This window comes from Eikenella sp. NML99-0057 (genome assembly GCF_001648535.1).
GTDB classification, from domain to species: domain Bacteria; phylum Pseudomonadota; class Gammaproteobacteria; order Burkholderiales; family Neisseriaceae; genus Eikenella; species Eikenella exigua.
Genome location: NZ_LXST01000001.1, coordinates 109,710 through 133,497, shown reverse-complemented (window position 1 = coordinate 133,497; position 23,788 = coordinate 109,710). Strand labels below are relative to the sequence as shown.

General features: G+C 55.3%; 16 protein-coding genes and 6 tRNA genes. 9 read left to right on the top strand and 13 right to left on the bottom strand.

Annotated features, from left to right (window positions below; genetic code table 11):
• Positions 1-135: 135 nt before the first annotated feature.
• Positions 136-1,044 (bottom strand): AraC family transcriptional regulator, encoded by a 909-nt coding sequence (locus A7Q03_RS00605; protein WP_067446402.1) that lies wholly within the window; start codon positions 1,042-1,044, stop codon positions 136-138.
• 271 nt (positions 1,045-1,315) lie between these two features.
• Here A7Q03_RS00605 and A7Q03_RS00600 point away from each other — a divergent pair, with 271 nt between their 5' ends.
• Both A7Q03_RS00600 and A7Q03_RS00595 read left to right on the top strand, forming a co-directional pair.
• Entirely contained in the window at positions 1,316-1,657 is a 342-nt protein-coding gene (locus A7Q03_RS00600) for a carboxymuconolactone decarboxylase family protein (protein ID WP_067438680.1), read from the top strand.
• Between the two features lie 73 nt (positions 1,658-1,730).
• Positions 1,731-2,117 (top strand): rhodanese-like domain-containing protein, encoded by a 387-nt coding sequence (locus A7Q03_RS00595; protein ID WP_067446399.1) that lies wholly within the window; start codon positions 1,731-1,733, stop codon positions 2,115-2,117.
• 193 nt (positions 2,118-2,310) lie between these two features.
• Here A7Q03_RS00595 and A7Q03_RS00590 read toward each other — a convergent pair whose 3' ends face one another.
• The 3 genes from A7Q03_RS00590 to A7Q03_RS00580 form a co-directional block, all read right to left on the bottom strand.
• Positions 2,311-2,895, bottom strand: coding sequence for a biliverdin-producing heme oxygenase (locus A7Q03_RS00590; protein ID WP_067446396.1), 585 nt, complete (start codon positions 2,893-2,895; stop codon positions 2,311-2,313).
• Between the two features lie 158 nt (positions 2,896-3,053).
• Positions 3,054-5,342 (bottom strand): TonB-dependent hemoglobin/transferrin/lactoferrin family receptor, encoded by a 2,289-nt coding sequence (locus A7Q03_RS00585; protein WP_369799375.1) that lies wholly within the window; start codon positions 5,340-5,342, stop codon positions 3,054-3,056.
• Between the two features lie 239 nt (positions 5,343-5,581).
• The gene (locus A7Q03_RS00580; protein WP_067446391.1) at positions 5,582-6,547 is read right to left on the bottom strand and encodes a transferrin-binding protein-like solute binding protein; all 966 of its coding nucleotides are present in this window, start codon (positions 6,545-6,547) and stop codon (positions 5,582-5,584) included.
• Positions 6,548-6,699: 152 nt separating this feature from the next.
• Between A7Q03_RS00580 and A7Q03_RS00575 the strand changes: the two genes are divergently transcribed.
• A complete protein-coding gene (locus tag A7Q03_RS00575) occupies positions 6,700-8,238 on the top strand; it encodes a porin family protein (protein ID WP_067446388.1) in 1,539 nt (512 codons plus the stop codon).
• A 193-nt stretch (positions 8,239-8,431) separates the two neighbouring features.
• Here the strand turns inward: A7Q03_RS00575 and A7Q03_RS00570 are convergent, their stop codons facing one another.
• On the bottom strand, positions 8,432-9,346 hold the full coding sequence (locus A7Q03_RS00570; protein WP_067446385.1) for a hypothetical protein: 915 nt from the start codon (positions 9,344-9,346) through the stop codon (positions 8,432-8,434).
• A gap of 254 nt (positions 9,347-9,600) precedes the next feature.
• On the opposite strand from A7Q03_RS00570, the gene mpl reads away from it, so the two are divergent.
• The 3 genes from mpl (at position 9,601) to A7Q03_RS00555 (ending at position 12,658) form a co-directional block, all read left to right on the top strand.
• Positions 9,601-10,980 carry a UDP-N-acetylmuramate:L-alanyl-gamma-D-glutamyl-meso-diaminopimelate ligase gene (gene mpl / locus A7Q03_RS00565; protein ID WP_067446382.1) on the top strand — a complete coding sequence of 460 codons (1,380 nt, stop codon included), beginning with the start codon at positions 9,601-9,603 and terminating at the stop codon, positions 10,978-10,980.
• A gap of 99 nt (positions 10,981-11,079) precedes the next feature.
• Entirely contained in the window at positions 11,080-12,189 is a 1,110-nt protein-coding gene (locus A7Q03_RS00560; RefSeq protein WP_067447323.1) for a class I SAM-dependent methyltransferase, read from the top strand.
• Positions 12,190-12,406: 217 nt separating this feature from the next.
• On the top strand, positions 12,407-12,658 hold the full coding sequence (locus A7Q03_RS00555) for a BolA family protein (protein WP_067446379.1): 252 nt from the start codon (positions 12,407-12,409) through the stop codon (positions 12,656-12,658).
• A 308-nt stretch (positions 12,659-12,966) separates the two neighbouring features.
• Here A7Q03_RS00555 and A7Q03_RS00550 read toward each other — a convergent pair.
• From A7Q03_RS00550 to recB, 7 genes are all read right to left on the bottom strand, one after another.
• Positions 12,967-13,057 (bottom strand) — tRNA-Leu (locus A7Q03_RS00550).
• 27 nt (positions 13,058-13,084) lie between these two features.
• A tRNA-Cys gene (locus A7Q03_RS10020) sits at positions 13,085-13,162 on the bottom strand.
• A gap of 81 nt (positions 13,163-13,243) precedes the next feature.
• Positions 13,244-13,317 (bottom strand) — tRNA-Cys (locus A7Q03_RS00545).
• 43 nt (positions 13,318-13,360) lie between these two features.
• A tRNA-Gly gene (locus A7Q03_RS00540) sits at positions 13,361-13,436 on the bottom strand.
• A 31-nt stretch (positions 13,437-13,467) separates the two neighbouring features.
• Positions 13,468-13,543, bottom strand: a tRNA-Gly gene (locus tag A7Q03_RS00535).
• Between the two features lie 24 nt (positions 13,544-13,567).
• Positions 13,568-13,643: transfer RNA gene (locus A7Q03_RS00530), tRNA-Gly, on the bottom strand.
• Between the two features lie 151 nt (positions 13,644-13,794).
• A complete protein-coding gene (gene recB / locus A7Q03_RS00525) occupies positions 13,795-17,502 on the bottom strand; it encodes an exodeoxyribonuclease V subunit beta (RefSeq protein ID WP_067446376.1) in 3,708 nt (1,235 codons plus the stop codon).
• Positions 17,503-17,950: 448 nt separating this feature from the next.
• On the opposite strand from recB, the gene A7Q03_RS00520 reads away from it, so the two are divergent.
• The 3 genes from A7Q03_RS00520 (at position 17,951) to A7Q03_RS00510 (ending at position 21,990) form a co-directional block, all read left to right on the top strand.
• Positions 17,951-19,201 (top strand): NAD(P)/FAD-dependent oxidoreductase, encoded by a 1,251-nt coding sequence (locus tag A7Q03_RS00520; protein WP_067446373.1) that lies wholly within the window; start codon positions 17,951-17,953, stop codon positions 19,199-19,201.
• A 184-nt stretch (positions 19,202-19,385) separates the two neighbouring features.
• The gene (gene yegQ / locus A7Q03_RS00515) at positions 19,386-20,741 is read left to right on the top strand and encodes a tRNA 5-hydroxyuridine modification protein YegQ (RefSeq protein ID WP_067446370.1); all 1,356 of its coding nucleotides are present in this window, start codon (positions 19,386-19,388) and stop codon (positions 20,739-20,741) included.
• A gap of 64 nt (positions 20,742-20,805) precedes the next feature.
• Entirely contained in the window at positions 20,806-21,990 is a 1,185-nt protein-coding gene (locus A7Q03_RS00510; RefSeq protein WP_067446367.1) for a sugar transporter, read from the top strand.
• A 175-nt stretch (positions 21,991-22,165) separates the two neighbouring features.
• Here A7Q03_RS00510 and msrAB read toward each other — a convergent pair whose 3' ends face one another.
• Entirely contained in the window at positions 22,166-23,767 is a 1,602-nt protein-coding gene (gene msrAB / locus A7Q03_RS00505; RefSeq protein WP_231881745.1) for a bifunctional peptide-methionine (S)-S-oxide reductase MsrA/peptide-methionine (R)-S-oxide reductase MsrB, read from the bottom strand.
• Between the last annotated feature and the right edge of the window lie 21 nt (positions 23,768-23,788).

Here is a 23,788-nt window from a genome sequence, read left to right as displayed (position 1 = left end):
TCAGGTAGCCTTTTATCTGGAATAGGTAAAACCAGATATACCGCCATATGCAACTAAAGGCTACCTGAAAGCACAGCGAACACAGCGCATGTTTTCAGGTAGCCTTCATTAATTAAAACACTATTCTCACTATTCTCAAGCCACAGCCTTCTCTGCCTCTTCCAGCTGCTGTACGCGGTATTGCTTCGGTGTTTGCCCGAAATACTGTTTAAACGCGCGGTTGAAATGCGATTCCGACACAAAGCCGTTTTCCAACGCAATGCGCAAAATCGTATCCGCACTTGCCGCCAGCTGCACTGCCGCCTGCTGCAAGCGGATAGACAGCACAAAGCGGTGCGGACTCACCCCGGTTACCGATTTAAACAAACGCATCAGCTGTGCCCGCGAAAGTTTCGCCATTTCCGCCATCCGTGCAATTGGCCACTCATCCTGCGGCGCTAGCAACACCGCCTGCAACAGCCCGCTTAGACGTGGGTCTTCCAGCTGCGACAAAAAAGATGGGGCACTGCTCTGCTGCCGATAGCGTCGCAGCACGGCCACCAGCATCACCTGCGAGAGCGCGTTCACCACCGTACCGCTACCATAGCGCAGCCTTTCCGCCTCATCCAGCATCATCGATGCCGTTTGCCGCATTTCCGGTAGCGGTAAAAGCAGGTATTCCGGCATACCCAGCCACAGCGCTGCATGGCGCGTATAGCGGTATTGGCCGCACAACAGTTGCAAGCGGTTGCCGCCGCAGTCTTTCACTGCCAACACTCCGTTTCCGTGAAGCTGCGGCTTGCCCGCTGGTTGCGCCAAACCCTCCAAACTGTCGGTAATACTGTGTGCCGTATCATAGGGAAGCAGTACCGCATCGCCCGTATGCAAAGCCACTACTTGCCCGTCACCTACCCGCAGCCAGCCGCTGCCCGACACCACCCAATGCAGCCGCGCTGTTTCCGGCTCGGTTTCGTGTACCAAGTGAAATCCACCGCCCAGCCGGCAGCACACATCAATCCGACCACGCAGCCATGCCAGATAAATTAATTTGTCTAACACATCCATTTTCATTCTCCTTATTGGCCGATGGCGGAAATATATCGCTAAAACACTTATTCCTTCATACAGCGTTGGCTCGCCTTGCCGTACTTTTACCGTTCATGGCTCGTCGCCTTGTAGGAAAAAATAATTGTTTCAGCTATAGCACGCAGTCAAAAGAATGAGACGATCAGTCAATTCTTACTCTAAAACTTATGCCATCATGCACCACATCAGACAGTTTCGATAAAAGCTATCCGTTCAAATTTCATTTGAGTTTATTGCTAAGGATAACATCATGTTTTTAGATTGGAAAAAACACGCTACCCACGTTAAACAATCCTTTACCAAACTCGGCAAAGACCACCCCAAAATGCTAGCCGGCTATGCCGCCCTCGAAAGCGCTGCCGCAGCCGAAGCGCTGGATGCCAAAACCCGCGAACTCATCGCCCTGGCCGTGGCCGTTACCACCCGCTGCGAAAGCTGCATTTCCGTACACGCCCAAGCCGCTGTGAAAGCCGGTGCCACCGAGAGCGAAGTGGCCGGTGCGCTCGCCACCGCCATTTCCCTCAACGCCGGTGCCGCCTACACCTACTCCCTGCGCGCCCTCGAAGCCGTGGAAGACGCCCGCGAAGCCTAAACCGGTTTTCAGGTAGCCTTTAATGAATAACAGGCTACCTGAAAAACTCCCCCGCCATCAAGAAAGGTACATCATGAAGAAAACCCTCTCTCTAGCCGCCATCGCCCTGTTGACCGCCCTGCCCGTTGCCGCTTCCGCCCACGGCCAGCACAGCCGCAAGCCTGCCCAACAACAGAGCCAGCCGCGCCACGCCCCCGCCCGCCAAGAAGCCGTGTGGATCGACGTGCGCACGCCCGAGGAATATGCCGCAGGCCATCTGGAAAACGCCAAAAACATTCCGCACGACCAAATCGGCCAACAGATTGCCGCCCACGTTCCCAATAAAAACACCCCCATCAACCTCTACTGCCGCAGCGGCCGCCGTGCCGAAGCCGCCAAACAAGTGCTCGAAAGCATGGGCTACACCAACGTGCAAAACCGCGGTAGCTATGTACAGCTTACACGAGCCAACATACGATAATATTTGCAGTTTGACCCAATATCTGAAGCACTTATTCCTTCATACGGCGTTGGCTCACCTTGTATCAAGAAATAAGTGCTTCAGCTATATACAGTATCACCAAAAAAGCCACCTGAAAACGCAGCGCAGCGAAGTTCCTGCGAAGCTAAGATTTCAGGTAGCTTTTTGTTATGCCGGATACAGCTGGCAATCCTTACGCGGCTTCGGGCAACGCGAAGATTTCGCGCAGCAGTTTTTTGTAGAAGGCAAAGGCGGTGAGTGCGCCTTGCAGGGCTTGTTCGCGTTCGCTATTGGAAATGTCTAGGTTGTTCAACTGCTCGGCGAAGCGGCGCCAGTGTCTGCCCCGGCCGTCGGCGTGGGGGCCGAGGTGACGGGCACCGTGTTCGGCGTTGTAGCCAAGGTTGTTTTGCGCCTCTTTAAACAAGAAGGCGGCGCCCACATTGGAGCCTTCAGCACAATAAAGCCAGCCCAATGCTTCTGCGCCTTCTGGCTTGGGAATGGGCAGGGAAACGGCTTTTTCGGCAGCGTTCAGGTCTTGTAGGTCGAGGATCACATCATCATAGCGAGCAAGCTCGGCCAAGCCGGTGATTTTTTCGTTGAGCTGCGGGCTTTTGTAGATGTCGTCCACAATTTTATGGAACACGGCTTGCAGCTGCAGGAAGCGGATGTAGTTTTCGGTGTTGTCGAAAGGCTTCACCGACATCACCAGCTCGTCCACGCTGTCGTGGGTGGTGCGGCAGTTTTCTTTCAGGTATTGCTTGAAAGGGATATCTTGCATGGTTTGTTTTCCTTTTTTAAAGTGTGTAGCCAACGTAATTCCAGGTAACCTCCCAAGAAGTGCAGCGACTACCTGAGCGACTACCTGAAAGTGTAAGCTTCAACGCAATTAAAACGAAGCTTCCGCAAGGAAGCGGAGTTTCTGCCATCGGCAAGGATTTAAAACTTAGCTTCAATAACAAGGCTGAAATTGCGGCCCGGGGCGCTGAAGCGTTCGATACCGGCATGGGTTTGGTTGTTCACACGGTTTACGGTGCCGAATTCGCGGATGCTGCGCAGGGTTTCCCAGGTATAGTAGCGGCGGTTAAACAGGTTGTAGATGCCGCCACGTATAGTAATGTGTTTTCTGAACTGGTAATTCGCAGTCAGATCGGCCAGCCAGATGTTGCTGCTGTGGCGGACAAAAGGGAAAGTGCGGCCAGTATCGTCATAGGAGGCGATAGTGTCTTCTGGTTTTTTGCGCGCGAAATAGCTGATATTCAAATCCACACCCCAACGGTTGTCGGGCTGCTGGTAGCCGAAACCGATAACACCGTTAAACGGCTGGATAGCGTTAATCGGAATACGTCCGTCAGCTTCGCCTTTGGTGTAATTGGCGGCCAACGTAGTATACATGCCGGCAGGCAGGCCGATGCTGTCGAGATTCCAGCGTGCTTTCAGCTCCAAACCTTTAATTTCGGCTTGGGAACGGTTTACGTTTTGGTAAACGTCGGCATATTCTCGGTTGCTCAAGGTTTTGTTGGTATAGTTCCAAGTCATAACCTCTCTGTAACCACGATGTACAAAATCGATGAAATCGGTGTAACGGGTGCGGTAGCCAGAAAGGCGTACATGCCCCCAATTGCCATGCACATCTATGCCCAGCTCAACGTTTTTGGAGCGTTCCGCTTTCAGATTCGGATTGGGCTCAACATAAAACAAGGTGTTGGGAAAGTAGAACCACATTTCATCGGTGGTGGGCGCGCGGAAACCGGTGCTGTATTTACTCTGCAAGGTTACAGACGGACTGATATTCCAATCCAGCGCAGCCACATAACTGGGCGAGCTGAAGCGCGCTTGTTGGTTCCAAATACCCTTGGCTTCGAGCTGGCCTTTTACATCGGGGTTGAAGCTTTCCGTATCCAAAGTGTGCATTTTGGTGTGGTCGTAGCGCACACCGAGATTCAGCTTGAAGCGTTCGTTAAAGCGCAGAGTGTTGTTCCAATAAAGATTGTAGTTATTGGATTGGGTGCTGACCAAAAATTCTTTTTCATCGCGGTCGGAAGCCAGACGATCGGGATAGAAAACGAAAGTCCAATAACTGGTGTTACTGTTAGTATTGCGTTTGTGAGATCCACCCACGCCATATGCCGTATCCCACAATACATTTTTGCCAAAATCGAGATGTTTTTCGGCAGCCACTTTGAATTGGTTAGTTTCGTAATTCAGACTACGGCGGATAAAGTAGTTTTCGGCACTGCGTCCCATTCGGCGGATGTAATCTTGAGTGGGAATATCCCAAGTCATGGTGGTCATGCGGATTTTTTGCCGGTCGAGGCTTACGGTCAGCTTATTCCACGGCCCCCAGTCCAGTAGGTTTTCATATTCTAGGCCAACGCGGCGGCGGTAGGCAACATCGCGGCGGTAGCGGTAGCTAGTGCTGTCATAAGCGCCAAAAAGATTAGATAATTCATCTGTTTCCCGATCTTGTCGTGTAGTTTCGTAAATGCCGCTCAGATAGTTGCTGTCGTTGAAGTGGTAACCGAGGCGGAATAAATCGGAATGGTCTTCGGTGTTTTGTGGGTCGGGAATGCCGCGCGCCACGCCGCTATATTTTGTGTTGCCGAATTGGTAGTTATTGTTGAAGCTGAGATTTACATCTTTGGCTTCGCTGTGGTTTTTAGTTTCATGTCCGTTGCGCACGGTACCAACCACCAAAGCGTCAAACTTGCCCAGTCGACCGGCAGCAGTAATGCTGGCCAACCATTGTTCGGAGCGGCTCAGATAACCGGTTTTCATCCCAACATAATAAGGTTTGTCTTCATCCACATAATCGCGCGGCGACTTGGTACGGTAAATCACCGCACCACCCAAAGCACCGCTGCCGGCCGTGATGGAATCCGCGCCTTTGCTGATGGTTACTTCGCTCATGTGCTCCAGCTCAGCGGCGTTGCGGTTGGCATTGAAATTGCCGTATGCACCAAACAGCTCCTGGAAGGCAGAGGAAGAGCGGCTTTCGCCTTGATCAAGACCGTCCACCACAATGGCCACACGGTCTTTATCCACACCCCGGATACTGAAACCGTTGGAGCCGGCCCGGCCGCCTTCGGCCACACTGATACCGGGGTCATAACGCACCATATCGCGGATATCCTGCACCATTTCTTTATCCAGCTGCTCCCGTCGGATACGTTCACGTCCCAGCTGGCGCGGCGTATGTTTGCGGCCTTGGATTTCAATGGTTTCCAATTGGGCAGAACTGGTGTCCTCAGTTTCGCCTGATGCCCAAACCGGGGCGGAAAAGATGCTACACAAAGCCAAGAATAAAATACTTGGTCGGTGTTGATGGATATGTGTTTTCATGATTCTATTAAAAAGTTTGAAATAATAAAGGCTACCTGAAAAACAATTTCATTAATTAGCCAAATATATTGCAGGGTGTGCGCCAAATTGACACATACCCTGCAAAAGGCTACCTGAAAATTAAATTAAGGAGTAAGCGGGGTTAAATCATTTGAAGTGGAGTTTTCATCACGGTAACTGCGCTGTGGTACTGAACCGCCGAATACACTGTTGAGGCTTTGGTTGCTACCGAAAGTGATTTTCCCACCAATTTCGGTACCCGCCGGCCCATAATATCCTTTTTTGCCGAACAGGCCGCCACTTACTTGCCCATCAACGCCACCGGAGGTAACGCTGCCGCTGAAAGTATTGCCACTGAGAGTAACATCGCGGAAATTAATATCCGCGCCGAAATCCGCATTGCCTTTGATGGTGCCGCCCACTTTGCCGGTGTTGAAGTTAACAGTCAGCAAGGAACGTTTGCTTGCGTCTACTGGATTGTATGTGGAAGCCGTTACCGAGCCATCTTTCACACGGAATGCCCATACTTCATAAGTGGCTTTACCAGTAGGCGTAGTAGCACCGTTGCGCTTCTGCATATCAGCCACTGGCGCGGCAATACCGCCGGCAAACATATCGATTTGCCCATTGCCGATCCAAACACCGTAGCGAGTGGCAGTCAAATAGCCGGCGGGCAGGTTGGAATCGAAGCCTTCGCAGCAAACTAATAATTTATTGCCTTCCGGGGTGGATTGAGGGGTAATTTTGGTAGGTTGTGTTTTGTTGGGAACAAAACGGCCTGAAAAGTTTGGCGGGTTGGTAAACCCATCAAAAGCGTAATCTTTACCATCAGGTGCGCGATAGATGAACTTGTCGGTCGGGAAAGATTGACCAAACATCATCTGATTCCACGACACATAACGCAGTTGGCCGCTGCCTGTTTGGAAAACGGTAGGGGTATCGCCACTGGTCGCCGGGCCGAGAATTTTGCTGGGATCAGCCGGCATGAGCGGAGGCACAGGTGCAGTGCCATCGGGAATGGTTACCCCGCCGTTACCCGCACACCCTGCCAACGCAGCAGCCACAGACAAAGATAAAATTAGGTGTTTCATAGTTACTTAAGTAAGTCCTGCCTTCGTTAAAAATAATGGTAATATATCTCGTTTTTGTAGATAAGGAAACTGTTTTGTTTGCATGAAATGTCCAAACTTAACGAAACCCTATCTATCATATTCTCATTATTTTCAAGAGACTATTTGTATATATGCAGATGAAAACGAGTGTGTTTCTGATTATTTCTACGTTGTGTGTTGCGCAACACAGCTGGGGAGACACCACACCAGAACAGGATCAGAAACGTTTTTTACAAACAGGGCAGCAGCAATGGCTGCGGCAGTTGGAAAATAATGTGCAAACGCCTGCAGTAACAGATGGGCAGCAAGCTGCGCCAGTGCTCACACAGCAGGATTTGCTAGCACGGCCACAATTATTGGCGCATATGTTAGTGCAGGTGTTAAACAGCCCACCACAGCCGGAATTGCTGGCGGATTTGACTTCGCTGTATGCGCAAATACCGCAGCCAGACACAGTGTTGCTGCGTCGTGCGCAAGGCATGCAGGCAAAATATACGGGCGATTACGCGCGCGCGGTGCAAATTTACCGGGAATTGGTGGCAGAAGAGCCGCAGGATGTACGCATCCGCCTGGATTTGGCGGCGATGCTGGCAGAAGATAAGCAATGGCACGAATCGGCGCAGCTATTTGAAACAGTGCAGAACAAGCCGGAAGTGCCGGCGGAGGTGCAGAATAATGTGCAACATTATCTGAACCATATCACCAAACAGCAGCAATGGCAGTGGAGCGGTGGGCTTTCCCCTTCATTTGATAACAATGTGAACAACGCGGCGCTGCCGCATTGCAGCCCGTTCGGCTGCAGCCGAGAGCGCGCAGAAGATGCAGTGGGCATAGCCTACAGCCTGGGCTTGGCAAAAAACCAGGCATTGGCCGGGCATCACAACCTGCGCGTGCAGCTAGATGTGAGCGGCACCAATTATTACTGGAGCAACAAGTCGGCCTACGACAGCGCCTACGGCCGCTTGGGCACGGGCTGGCTCTGGCAAGATGCGCGGCAGCGGCTGTTGGTGATGCCGTTTTACCAATTCCAGCTTAGCGGCACAGACAACTGGGAAAACCGCAAACCACAAAACAACCACACGCTGAAAATGTACATGTGGGCGCACGCTTCCGGACTGCGCACGGAATACAACCACCTGCTCACCCCGCGCTGGCAGCTTCATACCGCATTGGATGCCTATCGCCAGTATTACCGAATGAGCGAAAAAGCAGAAATGTATAACGGCTGGTATTTGGGGGAAAGCATTTCCCTGGCCTGGCGCGCCACATCGCGCAACACGCTGTATGCCGGGCTGAATTTCAACCAGATGCTGCCAGAACAGTCCACCCTGCGCAGCAAACCGAACAATGCCGCCTACCACCGCCACGGCATCGGCGCAGGCTGGATTCACGATTGGGATGCTCTAGGCGGCCTCTCCACCCGGCTTAACGTCTCCTTCGCCGAACGCCTTTTCCGCGGCACCGCGCTAAACATCACTCCGCAAGGCTTCCCGCCCGAACAACGCCGCGACCGCGAGATCCAATACTCTGCTTCACTGTGGCACAGAAACTGGACCATCCTAGGCCTAACCCCGAAGTTGAATTTCTCTTGGCAGCGCATCCGCAGCAGCCATGTGTGGGCAGAACGTAAAAGCCGGCAAGTATTTGTAGAATTGGAAAAGCAGTTTTAACGTGAGGCTACCTGAAAGCGAAGCAGAGCGGATACCCGTATCCGACAAAACTTGGGATGCCCTCGCCTACTGCTATTATGGCCGCAATGTCAGAGATGTCTGATTCAGAAATCCGATCTATGCTTAGTAGCTCACAACCATTTATGCACATTAAAACAAAAGGCTATCTGATTATTCAGGTAGCCTTTCCTCATCATTCCCCCGACGGCGCAGCATAATATTCCCGTTCCCGCCGCATCTGTTCACGGCGCAGTGGGGCAAGCAAGGTTTTAAGCAGCGCGCCGATCGGCACCACGGTGAGAATCATCCCCAGCAGAAACACGATATACACGCACAATACCAGCCGCCTCAAGAGCGGCGATACGTGCCCGGCGGCCATCACCAGTCTGCCCCACATCAAAAAGCTGCGGTGCCCCACGCGCTCGCTGACCATCAGTTTTTCGTTTATCTTCACCGCGCCCATGTGTTGCAGCAGCGTTTCGTCTAATGTTTCATCGTGCTGCAAAGCTTCGGCGGTGCGCTGCCCGAAACGCGCCGCATCGGCGATTTCTGCTTCGCTGATGCCCGCAGGCGGCAGCCAATGCACGGCTTGCCGCTTGCCGGTAAACATCCACAGCGGCGTGGTGATGAAGCTGGCCGCGCTGCCGCATTGGTCGATTTTCACCACATTGCCCACTAGCCGTGCGCCCGTATCGGCCAGCAAACGTTTCATTTTCTCCTGCGCCATCAGCCACATATTGCGACAGCCAATCAATGTGATCACCGGTGTATCGCGCAACACCCGCCGTGCGGTTTCGCTTTGCAGAAACGCTGTAATCGGCTGGGCGGGCGACAAAAACCACACGCTGTAGGCAATCACAACCAAGTCATACCGCTCGTGTGCCAAAACAGGCGGCTCGATGGGGGCGGGTTGCAAATGTACGGTTTCGGGGAAGGCATCGAAAAACGGCAGGAAGCGCCAGGGAAAAGCAAACGGCTGCGCCGGCCGCAGTACCACGTCGTCCACTTCAATTCCTGCCGCGCCGCGTATATCGCGCAGAAAACTCTCTTTCAGGCACGCCAGCTGCCCGCTCTGCGAATACGACACCACCAATACACGTTTGCTCATCGTTATCCCGGCTTCCCAATTCAAAACGGCGCGATTCTAAATTTTAGTGGTTTTATTGTCAAATCAACGGGTTTATTCTGAAACAGGCTGGATGAAACCATGCTGAATTCTGCTCAAACATCACTTTCAGGTAGCCTGCTGTACGGTAAGGCTACCTGAAAGCCTAATCTGCGGCATAGCAGGAATCGCCATGCCCGCCGCCGCGCCAATCCGCTATAATTCCGCCTTTCCATTTCCAGATAAGGCTTTCGGCTATGCAACACATCCACATTATCGGCATCGGCGGCACATTTATGGGCGGGCTGGCCGCCATCGCGCAAGAAGCGGGCTTCAAAGTGAGCGGCTGCGACGCCAAAATGTATCCGCCGATGAGCACGCAGCTGGCTGATTTAGGCATTGCCGTACACGAAGGATTTGATGCGGAACAACTGAGCGAATTTCCTGCCGATGTGTATGTGGTCGGCAATGTGGCCAAGCGCGGCATGCCGGTGATTGAGGCCATTTTGAATCGCGGCCTGCCTTATGTGTCCGGCCCGCAATGGCTGGCCGAAAACGTGCTACACGGCTGCTGGGTGCTCGGCGTGGCCGGCACGCACGGCAAAACCACCACTGCCTCCATGCTGGCCTGGGTGTTGGAATATGCCGGGCTGGCTCCAGGCTTCCTTATCGGCGGTATTCCGCAAAACTTCGGCATTTCCGCCCGCCTGCCGCAGGCGCCCAAAGCCGATCCGGCCAGCCGCTCGCCGTTTTTCGTGATCGAAGCCGACGAATACGACACCGCCTTCTTCGACAAGCGCAGCAAATTTGTACACTACCGCCCGCGTACCGCCATTCTGAACAACCTCGAATACGACCACGCCGACATTTTCCCCAACCTCGCCGCCATCCAAACCCAGTTCCACCACCTCGTGCGTACCATTCCCGGCCAAGGCCTGATTGTGTGTAACGGCCGCGAAGAAAGCCTGCAAGCCGTGTTGGCGCAAGGCTGCTGGACGCCGGTGGAAAGCTTCGGCAGCGCAGAAGGCTGGCAGGCCGGCGAGCCGGACGAGAATGGCGCATTCGATGTGCTGCACCACGGCCGAATTGTCGGCCATATCGCCTGGCCGCTGTTGGGCGAACACAACCGCCTCAACGCACTGGCCGTAATCGCTGCCGCCCGCCACGCCGGCGTGAGTATTCAGGTAGCCTGCGAAGCGCTTTCGCAATTCCAAAACGTGAAGCGGCGCATGGAAGTGAAAGGCTGCGTGCGCGGCATCACCGTGTATGACGACTTTGCCCACCACCCCACCGCCATTGCCACCACCGTGGCCGGCCTGCGGCAGAAAGTGGGCGGCGCGCGCATCATCGCCGTGCTCGAACCGCGCTCCAACACCATGAAGCTCGGCAGTATGAAAGCCGCCCTGCCCGAAAGCCTGGCCGAAGCCGACCAGGTGTTCTGCTACGGCGGCGGCGTGGAATGGGATGTGGCCGCCACCCTCGCCCCGCTCGGCGGCAAACTGCATACCGGCAACGATTTCGACGCCTTCGTGCAAAGCATCCTGAGCAACGCCCGAAGCGGAGACCACATCCTCGTGATGAGCAACGGCGGCTTCGGCGGGATCCATCAGAAGTTGCTGGATGGCTTGGCAGAGTAGGTGTGAGGCTGGTAGAAAGCTGAAAATACATTAGTAAAATTTCAGGTAGCCTCTTCCTTGCACAAAGGCTACCTGAAACCCAAACCAAGCGAACCCACTATGCCCCATATCTTCACCTGGCAAGAACAAGGCCAGACCCGTCAAGCCAAATGGCGCAACACCGCCGCGCAGAAGCCGCCTACCGCGCTCACCGTAGCTGAAGCAGGCCTTTCTGCCAAAGCCGCGCTCAAAAGCCTCCGCCAAAGCCAAGCCCTGCTTTGGCGCGGCGATTATCATCAGGCCGTGCAGCTGCTCTCCGCCGTGAAACGCCAGCTTCCCGCCGCCGCCTCGCCCGATTTTCATACTCACCGCATGCAGCAGGCGCAACGCAGCCGGCTGGCCAACATGCTGCTGGTAGAAATCGATGCTGGCTATCAGCTGAACCTGCGGCGCGCTCCCGATGTATCCGCCACCCTGGCCGACGTGTTCGGCGAACCAAACAGCGAGCCATTCCTGCTGCCACTCAACCTGCTGCTCGGCTTCATCGGAGCACACCAATGGCACAAAAAAGGCGTGGAAATCGCCGCGCTTGGTGCGCGCATCCATGTGCCGTTCGGCGTATTCTCCCCCTTGCGCGGCGAATATCTCAGCATGATCGCCGACGCACCCCTACCGCCCAGCGCCCAGAGCGCCTTCGATATCGGCACCGGCAGCGGCGTGATTGCCGCCCTGCTCGCCCGGCGCGGTCTCCAAGCGATTACCGCCACCGACAACAGCCCGCGCGCCGTCGCCTGTGCTAGCGCCAATTTCCAACGCCTCGGCCTGTCCCAAATCAAGCTGCTGCAAACCGATCTTTTCCCCGAAGGCTGCGCCGACCTGATCGTTTGCAACCCGCCCTGGCTGCCCGCCAAACCCGCCGCCGATATTGAAACCGCCCTCTACGACCCCGGCAGCGCCATGCTGCAAGCCTTTTTGCAGCAAGCCCCCGCCCACCTCAATCCCGGCGGGCAAATCTGGCTTATCATGTCCGACCTTGCCGAACACCTCGGCCTGCGCCGACCGAATGAACTGGCCGAACGTATCGCCGCCGCCGACCTCACCGTCAGCCAACGCCTCGACACCTGTCCGCAGCACCCCAAAAGCCGCGATGCTGCCAACCCACTCGCCGCTGCCCGCAGCCGCGAAACGGTAAGCCTGTATATTTTGCAACCTGCCGCAGAGGCTACCTGAAGCTTGAACTTCAACGAAGTGAAAACGCAATAGGGTGCAGCATTAGCCAAATCGCTGCCCGAGCAGGCTGTTCTTCAAACCGTATTAAAGTTTCAGGTAGCCCATTACCCGATATAGGCTACCTGAAACTACCCAACACAAACAAAGCGCACCACAACGGTTTACGGTAGAATACGCCCCTCACACAAACCTCTTAAGAAATCAAAAGGAATCCCACATGCTCACTCCCGAACAAGTCCAAGCCATGATTGGCGAAATCATCAACGCCGAAATGATTCAAGTGGAAGGCGACGGCCATCATTTTTTCGCTGCCATCGTGTCTACCGATTTTGAAGGCAAACCCCGCCTTGCCCGTCACCGCCTGATCAAAGATGGCCTCGCCGACCGGCTGGCCAGCAACGAACTGCACGCCCTTTCCATCTCCATAGCCGCCACTCCTGCCGAATGGGCAGCCAAAAACGAGCAGTAATATAGCGCACATTATTAAGCAACCGCCGGCCTGAAATAATCAGGCCGGCGGTTTTGCTGACAAAACTTCTGCAGAAAAATGAGAAGGACCCACCCGCATACTTGTCAAATACACAACTTAAGCAAATTAACTTTAAACCAGTACCACGTCGGCTTACCTTGCCATATTACTCGTACAAGGTTGCCAGCCGCAGACAACACAGAACTATAGCAAGACAAATTAACTCTGTATGAAGTGAAGGACTTAGCAATATATACTTAAGCAGATATTAATTAGACAAAATAAAAGAACCGCTGAAAAGCGGTTTGTGGTGCCCGAGACCGGAATCGAACCGGTACGCTCGTATTAAGGAGCGACGGATTTTAAGTCCGTTGTGTCTACCAATTCCACCACTCGGGCCGGGCTGCGGCTGGCAGCCTGGATGATTGGAGGCGGGGGCGCGGATTTTAACCGGCCTATGCGAGGGTTGCACCCCACGCAGCATAAACACTCTGCCACCCCGCCGTGCTGATTGATGTATGGTTAATTTAAACTAATACCGCGATGGCTATTTGCTGCCTGCGGCTTACATTCACTATGGTATTTTGGAGGCGGGAGTCGGAATCGAACCGGCGTACACGGCTTTGCAGGCCGCTGCATAACCACTTTGCTATCCCGCCAAATTAGCTTTTGGCCGACTGTATCGGCCAAATTGCTAAAACTTGGAGCGGGAAACGAGTCTCGAACTCGCGACCTCAACCTTGGCAAGGTTGCGCTCTACCAACTGAGCTATTCCCGCATAGCACCCGAACCAACAACTAAGTAGATAGTGGAGCGGGAAACGAGTCTCGAACTCGCGACCTCAACCTTGGCAAGGTTGCGCTCTACCAACTGAGCTATTCCCGCTTGGGATTCGGATGATTGAAAACTTGGAGCGGGAAACGAGTCTCGAACTCGCGACCTCAACCTTGGCAAGGTTGCGCTCTACCAACTGAGCTATTCCCGCTTGGGCGTTTTCCGGCTGCGCCATACTTACGAAAACGGCATATTATAGGTAGATTTGACAAATAGTCAACATCCATTCTGGAAAACTTGGCTAAGGATTGTTATTTATGCTGATTTTTCTGCCACGCCTTTCCCCGTCGGCACGGCTGCGACTATTCGAGCCATTCTTGCAGGGTGGAAACAGGGATGTCCCAGCACCACAGGCCTTCTTGGCCGTGCGGATTCAGGCCGCGCACAAACAGGTAGCGAACATAGATGTATTCGGGCAGGGCATGGCGTTGTTTCAGGTAGCGTGCGGTGGCTACGGCATAAATCAGCGCCTGCAGGTAATAATGGTGTTCGCTCACCGCCGCACTCATGGCGGCTTGGCCGTAATCTGCCAAATGATTGCCCAAGTGGTTGGATTTGTGGTCGATTACGCATACCCTGCCATTTTCGTCTGCCGCAATTAGGTCGATGAAACCGTTGAGGAAACCGTTTACGGTATGGAAATCCAGCTGCAGCAGATGGGCGGCGGCATTTTCAGGTAGCCCGATGTCGGGACGGGCAAACCAACGGCGCAGGCGTTTCAAACCGAAATCGTGCAGGTGTAGCACGAAGCCCATTTCCGCTACGCAGCTATCGGCGGGGATATCAGCCAACTGCATATTCTCTACCAATGGTGCACGGCGCACGGCTTCTACCATTTCCAACACCGCCGGCAGCCATGGTTCGGCCTCAAAGCCGTGTTTGACCAAGATATCGGCATAGGATGCCGCTTGTTCGGCGGTGGGGCAAACGAAATCGGTTTTTTCTAAAATACTGTGCAGGCAGATGCCGGGGGTGGTGCCGGCGGGGAAGGCTAGCAGAGCGGTTTCGGCTTCGTTTGGCCATAAGTCGCCCTGTCCGTTTGGCTGAACTGCATTTTGACCGTTGGAACGCAACTCGTTGTTTGCGCTTTCAGGTAGCCTTTCGGTTTCGGCGGCGGGGTTTTCATCAGCCAGCAGGCTTTCAGGTAGCCACTCTTCGGCAGCAAGGGTTTGGCGGCTCAGGCCGGTAAAGCTGGTGTGGCGGATAAATTGCAGCGGCCGCTCGGGCAGCACGAGGGCGCGGTAGCTGCCCTGTTGTTCATCGCGGGCGTGGTAGCGGGCTTCGGGCGGCTCGTCTTCCAGCCATTGCAGCTGGCCGGGTGCGGCGCTTTGGATGCGCTTAAGCCAAGCCTGTCGCAGGGCTTCGGCTCGGCCTTGGCCTTCAAAACTGCTCCAATGGCTGCGGATGGCATGACAATCGTCCTCACCTGTTTCAGCCAAGAGATAGGCGAAGGTGTTTTCCGGAGTGTTGCTGCAGGGGGCGGCGTAAATCACGAGCTGCTCGCGGGCGCGGGTGAGCGCAACATACAAGAGGCGCAGGCGTTCGCCGAGGTCTTCGGCAAACAGCTGCCGCTCGTCTTCTTCGCCCAGCTGGGCCTTGGCCAACAATAGGTTGCGGCCGTTGCTTTGGCTGATGATGTTCCAGTCTTTTACCAAATCGCGGCTGGCATCCCACACGAAAGGGCAAAACACCAGCGGGTATTCCAGCCCTTTGGCGGCGTGCATGGTAACGATTTTTACCAAGTCTTCGTCGCTTTCCAGCCGCAGCTGGTATTCTTTATTCCCCTTATCCTCCCTATCATTTTTATTTTCTTTGCTTTTCTTGTTTTTCTTGCTACTTTTCAGCCGCATTTCCAACCATTGCGCCAATGCAACTGGGCTGGCACATTCAGCAGTGGCCAGCGCCAGGATTTCGGCCAGCTGCCAGAAATTGGTGAAGCTGTGTTCGTTTCGGGTGTGTAGAAGGTGCTGCTCAAGGCCGCTTTGGCGGGCGAAACGGGTGAGCGCGGTGTAGATGCCGTGCTGCTGCCAGGCTTCAGCGGCGGTTTCGGCCAGGGCGATCCACTCGGCCAGGCGGTTTTCGTTGCCGTTCAATTCGGCCAGGTCTTGTGCGGTGTAGCCATAGAAAATGCCGCCGAGCACGAAGCGCAGGTATTCGGTTTGCTGCGGAGCCAGCCAGAACAGCAACAGGGCGTGCAGAGCTTCGGCTTCGGGCGTGTCGAATACCGATTGCTGTTGCAGCAATACGCTGCGCACGCCCCGGCGTTTGAGCGCGCGCGCAACCAGGGCGGCTTCGCTGTGGGTGCGGACCAATACGGCCACCTGCCCAGGATGCAGCGGCACGTTTCCGCCGCCGTGTCTGCCGCCGATGGAAAGGCTACCTGAAAGCGCCTGATTGAGCCGTGCGGCAATTTCGCGGGCGCAATAATCGGCACAGAGCTCGCGCAAGGCGTCTTTATTCGGCAGCTTTCCTTCGCTTTCGCCCGCCGGATTAATCCAGCGCACGGCCACAGCGGCTTCAGGCGCGGGGCTGAGCAAGCTCTCGGCGCGGGCGGCCTGCACGTCGGGGTAGGCAATCTGCGGCAGCACGAAGGGGCGGCTGCGGGCGGCAAACAGATGGCCGATGCCGTTGACCAAATCGCGGTGGCTGCGGTAGTTGGTGCGCAGGGTATAGCTTTGCTCGGGGGCGGTTTCGGCGGCGGCGGCGAGGTAGGCGTGGATGTCGGCGCCGCGAAAGCCGTAAATGGCCTGCTTGGGGTCGCCCACCAAAAATACAGGCACGCCTTGGCGGATAAAGGCAGTGTGGAAAATGGCGTATTGCAGCGGGTCGGTGTCTTGAAATTCGTCGATGAGCGCCACACGCCATTTGGCCGCCAGGGCTTGGGCGAGCGCTTCGGCTTGTTCGGGATGATCGGGGTTGGACAGGGCGGCGTGCACGTCGAGCAGCAAATCGTCGTAGTCGCGGCGCGGGCTGCGGCGTTTGTCGTCGGCCAAACGGGTTTTCAGGTAGCCCAAACATTCGAGCTTGAGGCGGATGGCGGCTTCCTGCTCCGCATCGCTGATTTCGGCTAAATAGCGCCCGAAAACAGCTAAGGGTTGTAGAGTGGCAATATCAGCATCAGATAGATGCCCAGCTTTATTAAGACTACTGCGGAGGGCCTCTGTTTCAAATTTGAGTAGGTTTTTACTTTTTTCTTTCGGCTTTTGAAGCTCCGGTAGAGCTTCTGCTGCTGCCAGCTGCTTGAGTTCCTTTAATAAATTACCAACAGTCTTGTTAAACGTTGTTTTATTGATTTGCGGCAATATGCGGCAATACATAGCTTCAATTTCATCAAACTTCTGTCGCAACTTCTGCCAAGCAGCATTGTAGCCTTTCTGTATTTGCGGCAGGCGGTTTTCAGGTAGCCTGTAGTCCAAAAAGGCGCGTTTGAGGCTACCTGAAAATTCGGCCAGCACGGAGGCGGGGGTGATGCCGAAGCGGGCGGCGATGCGCGCGTTTTGCGGGTGGTCGGCCACGTGTTCGCGCCAGAAATCCTGTGCGGCCACCAGGCGGGCGGCGGAGTCGGCGGGGCCGGTTTCCAGCTCGAAGGGCACGCCGCACAAGAAGGCATAGTCACCCAGCACGCGCAGGCAGAAGCCGTGGATGGTGTAGATAGCGGCGGTGTCGAAGCCGGAAAGGGCGGCCTGCAGCTGCAGGATGAGCTTGCTGCGCTCTTGTTTGGCCAAGGCTTCAGCCAGCAGGTGTTGCAGAAATTCATCGGCCGGCGTTTCCCCGCTTTGCAGAGCAGCCAGGGCTTCGCCCAGCTGAGCGCGCAGGCGGTTTTTCAGCTCAGCGGTGGCAGCATCGGTGAAGGTAACCACCAGTATGTTTTCCGGCGCCCAGCCTTCGAGCACCACCAAGCGGGTAAATAGCGCGGCAATATTGTAAGTTTTACCCGTGCCGGCGGAAGCCTCGACAAGGTGGGTGCCCTGCGGCGGCAGCGACAGTTGTGCAACGTGGAAATCCTGCATGGCGGGGTCCTTGGAGTTTCAGGTAACCTGGATAACGGGCAATATTGTACGGCCTTCTTGGAACAGTAGAGGATTAAATTTGTCTCCGACATCGGGCTGCGAGCCGCCAACTGCAACTAAGGCACAGCAAGGCGGGCTCACACCACAGCGGAAGCGAAGTTAATCCGCTAATTTGAAAACCAATACGGCTTGGCAGGCTAATTGCTTTCAGGTAGCCTATAGGCCTATTGCTTACTGGGCAACACAGCTCTAGCAGGCAGGAGCGGTGCCGTATTGCTCACGGCGGTTGGTTTCAGACAATTTTTATCTAATTCATTTATAATCAAACCAATTTCTAAGCCATTTAAGCCTTGCCGCCGTGCGTGGGGTGTGCCGACAAAGCAGATGCAAATGAATAATCTTGCCAACGCCCGCAGAGTCGGGCGGAAACGAATAATAAAGGGAAAACATGATTCAGCATTACGACGTCGTCATCATCGGTGCCGGCCCCTCGGGGACGGTGGCGGCCGCTTTGTTGAACAAGCGGGGATTTAATGTTTGCGTGGTGGAAAAGCAGCATTTCCCACGTTTCGTTATCGGCGAGAGCCTGCTGCCGTACTGCATAGAGCTGCTGCATGAGGCCGGTTTCCTGCCCGCCGTGCAAGCCGGCTTCGGCTTTCAATATAAAAACGGCTTTGCCTTATCTTGGGGCGAACACAACACCAGCTTTAAATTCACCGACAAATTCTCCCCCGGCCCTTCTACTGCATTTAATGTAGAGCGTACCCGTTTCGACAAAATCTTGATTGACGAAGCCATCAAGCAGGGCGTAACTGTGCAGTTCGGCTCCACGGTAAAGGCCTTCGACAACCACGGTGATTTCGCCAAACTGGTGGTGCAACAGGAAGGTGGCGACCCTTATGTGCTGGGTGCGCGCTTCGTGCTGGACGCCAGCGGCTACCATCGTGTACTGCCGCGCATGCTCAGTTGGGACATCCCCTCCGACCTGCCCTTACGCCACGTGCACTTCACCCACATCGACGATCACATCACCGACCCAGCCTTCGACCGCAACAAAAACCTGGTGTGCATCCACCCCGAACACCGCGACATTTGGCTGTGGCTGATTCCCTTTTCCAACGGCCGCTCCTCCATCGGTGTAGTAGGACTGCCTGAAAAACTTGGGCTGGAAAGTTCCACCGTTATCCTGAAGAAATTCGCCCTGGAAGTGCCAATCTTGCGCCGCATTTTGAAAAACACGCAATGGGATAACGACTTCCCGTTCATCTACCTGCCTGGCTATTCCGCTAGCGTAAAATCGCTCTACGGTCGCCACTTCGCCCTTTTGGGTAACGCCGCCGAATTTCTCGACCCGGTATTCTCCTCCGGCGTAACCATCGCCACCCACTCGGCCAAACTCGCCGCCGATTTGGTGGCCCGCCAGCTGAATGGCCAGCAGGTAAACTGGCAAAACGAATTCGCCCGCCCGCTGATGTCCGGCGTAAACGTGTTCCGGCACTATGTGGATGCCTGGTATTCCGGTACACTGCAAGACATGATTTTCAGCAGCCAACGCACACCGGAAACCGACCGCATGCTCAGCGCCGTGTTTGCCGGCTACGTGTGGGACCAAAACAACCCCTATGTGCACGACGCACAACTCTTCACCTCGCAGATTTGGGAGCCCGCACCCAAGCATGACTCGGCAGAAACCGGTTAGTCGCTATTTTGCGCTATAATCCGTTTGACTGCCGCTTCTGTGGAAGCCGATGTTTTTCAGGTAGCCTACTTAAGAGGCTACCTGAAAATCTTTAGAGGCTACCTGAAAGTAATGTCTTGGCGTAGCCAAAGCTGATCTTCTGCGAAGCAAAAATCTTTATTATTCCAATTACATATTTATCATCATGAAATCTCCCGAACTCCTTCTTCCCGCCGGCGGTCCCGAGCGCATGCGTACTGCTTTCGATTACGGCGCCGATGCCGTGTATGCCGGCAGCCCGCGCTATTCCCTGCGCGCCCGCAACAACGAATTCGCCAAGCTCGACGTATTGCAGGCCGGCATTACCGAAGCCCATACACGCGGCAAAAAGTTCTACCTCACCGTCAATACCCTGCCGCACAACAGCAAGCTCAAAACCTTTGTGGCCGATATGGAGCCGCTGGTTGCCATGAAGCCAGACGCGCTGATTATGGCCGACCCCGGCTTGATTATGGTTACCCGCGAACGCTGGCCCGATATGCCCGTCCATCTCTCCGTGCAGGCCAACACCACCAACTACTGGGGCGTGAAATTCTGGCAGCGCATCGGCGTGGAACGCATTATTTTGTCGCGCGAATTGAGCATGGAAGAAATCGCCGAAATCCGCCAAGAATGCCCCGATGTCGAGCTCGAAGTATTCGTGCACGGCGCACTCTGCATCGCCTATTCCGGCCGCTGCCTGCTCTCCGGCTACTTCAACCACCGCGACCCCAACCAAGGCGCCTGCACTAACTCCTGCCGCTGGGACTATAAAGTCCACCCTGCCGAAATCGACGAAATGGGCGACGCCCGCCTGCTGCAAGGCTTTGATTTCAACAAAGCCCAAGAAGAAGCCAACGCCGCCTTCGAAGGCATCAACGGCCAAGTGCGCCACCCCGCCGCCAATAAAATCTTCCTCATAGAAGAGAGCAACCGCCCCGGCGAAATGATGCCGATTATGGAAGACGAACACGGCACCTACATCATGAACTCCAAAGACCTGCGCGCCGTAGAACAAGTGGCCGAGCTCGCCCGCATCGGCGTGGACAGCCTCAAAGTTGAAGGCCGCACCAAATCTGTGTATTACGTGGCGCGCGTGGCTCAGGCCTACCGCAAAGCCATCGACGATGCCGTAGCCGGCCGCCCCTTCGACTACAGCCTGCTGGCCGAACTGGAAGGCCTCGCCAACCGCGGCTACACCACCGGCTTCCTCGAGCGCCACCAAACGCAAGACTACCAAAACTACCTCACCGGCCATTCCGTGGCCAAGCAAAGCCAATATGTCGGCCACGTTACCGAAATCGACACCGAAGGCTGGGCCACTGTGGAAGTGAAAAACCGCTTCGCCGTGGGCGACACACTGGAAATCATTCACCCGCAGGGCAACCAAACCATCGTGCTGCAAGCCATGAAGCGTAGGGGCGAAGCGGCGGAAGTTGCCCCCGGCAACGGCATTCAGGTGCAGATTCCGAATATGGTGGGCAGGGATAAGGCACTGATTGCAAGAATATTGAACCCTTAAACCGCCTGCTGGATCAGAGTTTAAAGGCTACCTGAAAACATTACTTCGCTTTCCATATACGCCCATGCTCAAACATCACCCCCATGCCCCCATCCTACTGGCCTATCTGCGCGTGTTTGCGATTTCGGTGGCGGCCTTTGTGGTATGCACCACCGAATTCATCCCCATCGCCATGCTCACCGATATTGGCAAGGGCTTCAATATGTCTGCCGCCGACACGGGTATCATGATTACCGTGTATGCCTGGGTAGTATCGCTGGCTTCGTTGCCGTTGATGCTGCTGGCAGCCAACGCGGAACGGCGCAGGCTGCTGCTTGCGCTGTTTGCCGTGTTTGTGGCCGGGCACGGGCTTTCCGCTGTGGCGTGGAGCTTTCCCGTGCTCTTGGCTTCGCGCGTGCTGATTGCCTTTACCCACGCGCTGTTTTGGGCCATCACCGCTTCACTAGTGATGCGTCTGGCACCAGTGGGCAGGCGGCAGCAAACTTTGGGCTGGCTCTCATTGGGCACATCTATGGCCACGGTGTTGGGTTTGCCGTTGGGGCGGCTGGTGGGGCAGTGGCTGGGCTGGCGGGTTACCTTCGCACTGATCGGCGTGCTGGCTTTGGGCGTGATGGTGCTTTTAGCCAAAATCCTGCCGCACTTGGAAAGCAAAAACGCCGGCTCGCTGAAAAGTCTGCCACTCTTAGCCAAACGCCCTCACCTATTGGGGATGTATGCGATGGCAGTGCTCATTGTGAGCGCCCATTTCACAGCCTATAGCTACATCGAGCCTTATGTGCTGGAAATTACCCATATGCCGCCGGATACAGCCACGGCGCTGCTGCTGGTATTCGGCTTGTCGGGCATGGCGGCCAGCTGGCTGTATTCGCGCTTCTATCCAAAACACCCGAATCCCACTCTACTCAGCTCGGCAGCCTTGCTGCTGGTTTCATTACTGCTGTTGAGACCTTTAGGCGGCAGCACGGCAGCCATGTTTGCACTCTCGCTGGTTTGGGGAACTGGCATCGGGGTATTGGGCTTGAGCATGGTTGCCCATGTGATCCGCTACGCTCCGGATGCCACCGATGTGGCCAATGCGATTTACTCTGGCAGCTACAACATCGGCATCGGCGGCGGCGCGCTCTTGGGCGGCATCATCTCGCGCCACTGGGGGCTGGGTACGCTAGGCTGGGTGGGCACCGCCCTAGCCGCTGCCGCTCTAGCAGTATTTGCGTGGACGCAGCTTGGCTTTAAAATAAAACAGACTTGAGATGGATACACTGAAGTATTTAAGAGGCTAACTGAAGATAAACAACCAAACGGCTGCCTGCCATACAAAAGGCTACCTGAAAACTTCCTATCCCTTTTCAGGTAGCCTATCCGCTATCTATACAAAACAAAGGCTACCTGAACCTTCAGGTAGCCTTTTCTGCATTTATCCACACTTAATGCAAATCTTTCAGGTAGCTGCCGTAGCCCTGCTGCTGCATTTGGTTTTCGGGGATGAAGCGCAGGCTGGCACCGTTGATGCAGTAGCGCAGGCCGCCGCGGTCTTTTGGGCCGTCGGGGAAGACGTGGCCGAGGTGGGAGTAGGCAGCGCTGCTGCGCACTTCGGTGCGGTGCATATGGTAGCTGTAGTCGTCGTGTTCGGTGATGGCATCAGGACTGATGGGACGGGTGAAGCTGGGCCAGCCACAGTGGGAGTTGAATTTGTCGCGGCTGCTAAACAGAGGCTGACCGCTAACAATATCAACATACAGGCCGGGCTCGAACAGGTCATCATACTGGTGACTGAAGGCACGTTCAGTGTCACCTTTTTGGGTAACGCGGTATTGCTCGTCGGTGAGAGTACGGCGCAGGGTGGCGTCGTCTGGCTTGCGGTAGGTGGCAGGGTTGAAGCCTTTGGCGGGGGCAGGGCTGCTTCCCTCGGCAGGGTCAAGCGGCTTGTCAGCGAGGCCGATGTCGATATGGCAGTAGCCGTTAGGGTTTTTGGCGAGGTAGTCTTGGTGATAGGCCTCGGCAGGATAGAAGTGTTGCAAGGGCAGGGCTTCCACTACGATGGGACGGCGATGTTTACGCTGTTCGGCAGCCAGGGCGGCGCGTACGGTCTTAGCTTCGGCAGGGTCGGTGTAGTAGATACCGGTGCGGTATTGGCGGCCTCGGTCGTTACCTTGCTGATTGAGCGAGGTGGGGTCGATAACGCGGAAGTAGTAGCGTAGAAGGTCTGCCAGGCTGATGCGCTCGGGGTCGTAATCCACCTTCACGGTTTCAGCGTGGCCGCTGCCACGGATTACATCTTCATAGCTAGGGTTGGCAGTTTGACCGTTAGCGTAGCCGGATACGGCATCCACCACGCCAGGCAGGCGCTGCATATAGGCTTCCACACCCCAGAAGCAGCCACCGGCAAGGTAGATGGTTTTGGTCTGTGCGGTGCGGCTGCTGCCGTCGGCGGCGGTGTAGTGCTGCTGTACGGGCACGGCGGCGAGGTCGGCATTAGGGTTATCGAGTAAGGCGAGGGCTTGTTCATGCTGCAAACTACCTTTGTGCACGCGCAAGATTTCTCCGTCGGCAGAGAGTAATACCCAGCTAGGATACACACCAACACCGGCGGCTTTGGCTAGGCTGCCGTCGTCGAGGGCTACCTGAAGGCCGGGGTAGTCGAGCTTAGCAAACCATTCTTTAAATTCGGCTTCTGGCTTTTCGCCGAGGAAGCCAGGCGAGGCAATGGTAATCAGGTTAGCACGGGCATTTTCGCCGGAAAACTCGGCAGATTGCTGCCATTCGGCAGTAGTTTGTAACTCGCTCAAACACAAGGGGCACCAGCTGGCCCAGAATTTAACCAATGTGGGGCGGTTACTTTTGAGTAGGGTTTGTACGGGCTGACCGCCGGGAGTGTGCAAGGAAACGAGGCGTTGAGCAAAGGCGGGGTTACTGGGCATGGCATGGGCTCCAGGTTTGGCTTGGGCGATGAATTTGGGGGCAAAAAAGCCGAGGATGAGAACGGCTGGAATGATAGCGGCTAAGAGTAGCAATATTTTGCGTAGCATAGTTTGAGCTTTCGAAAAAGT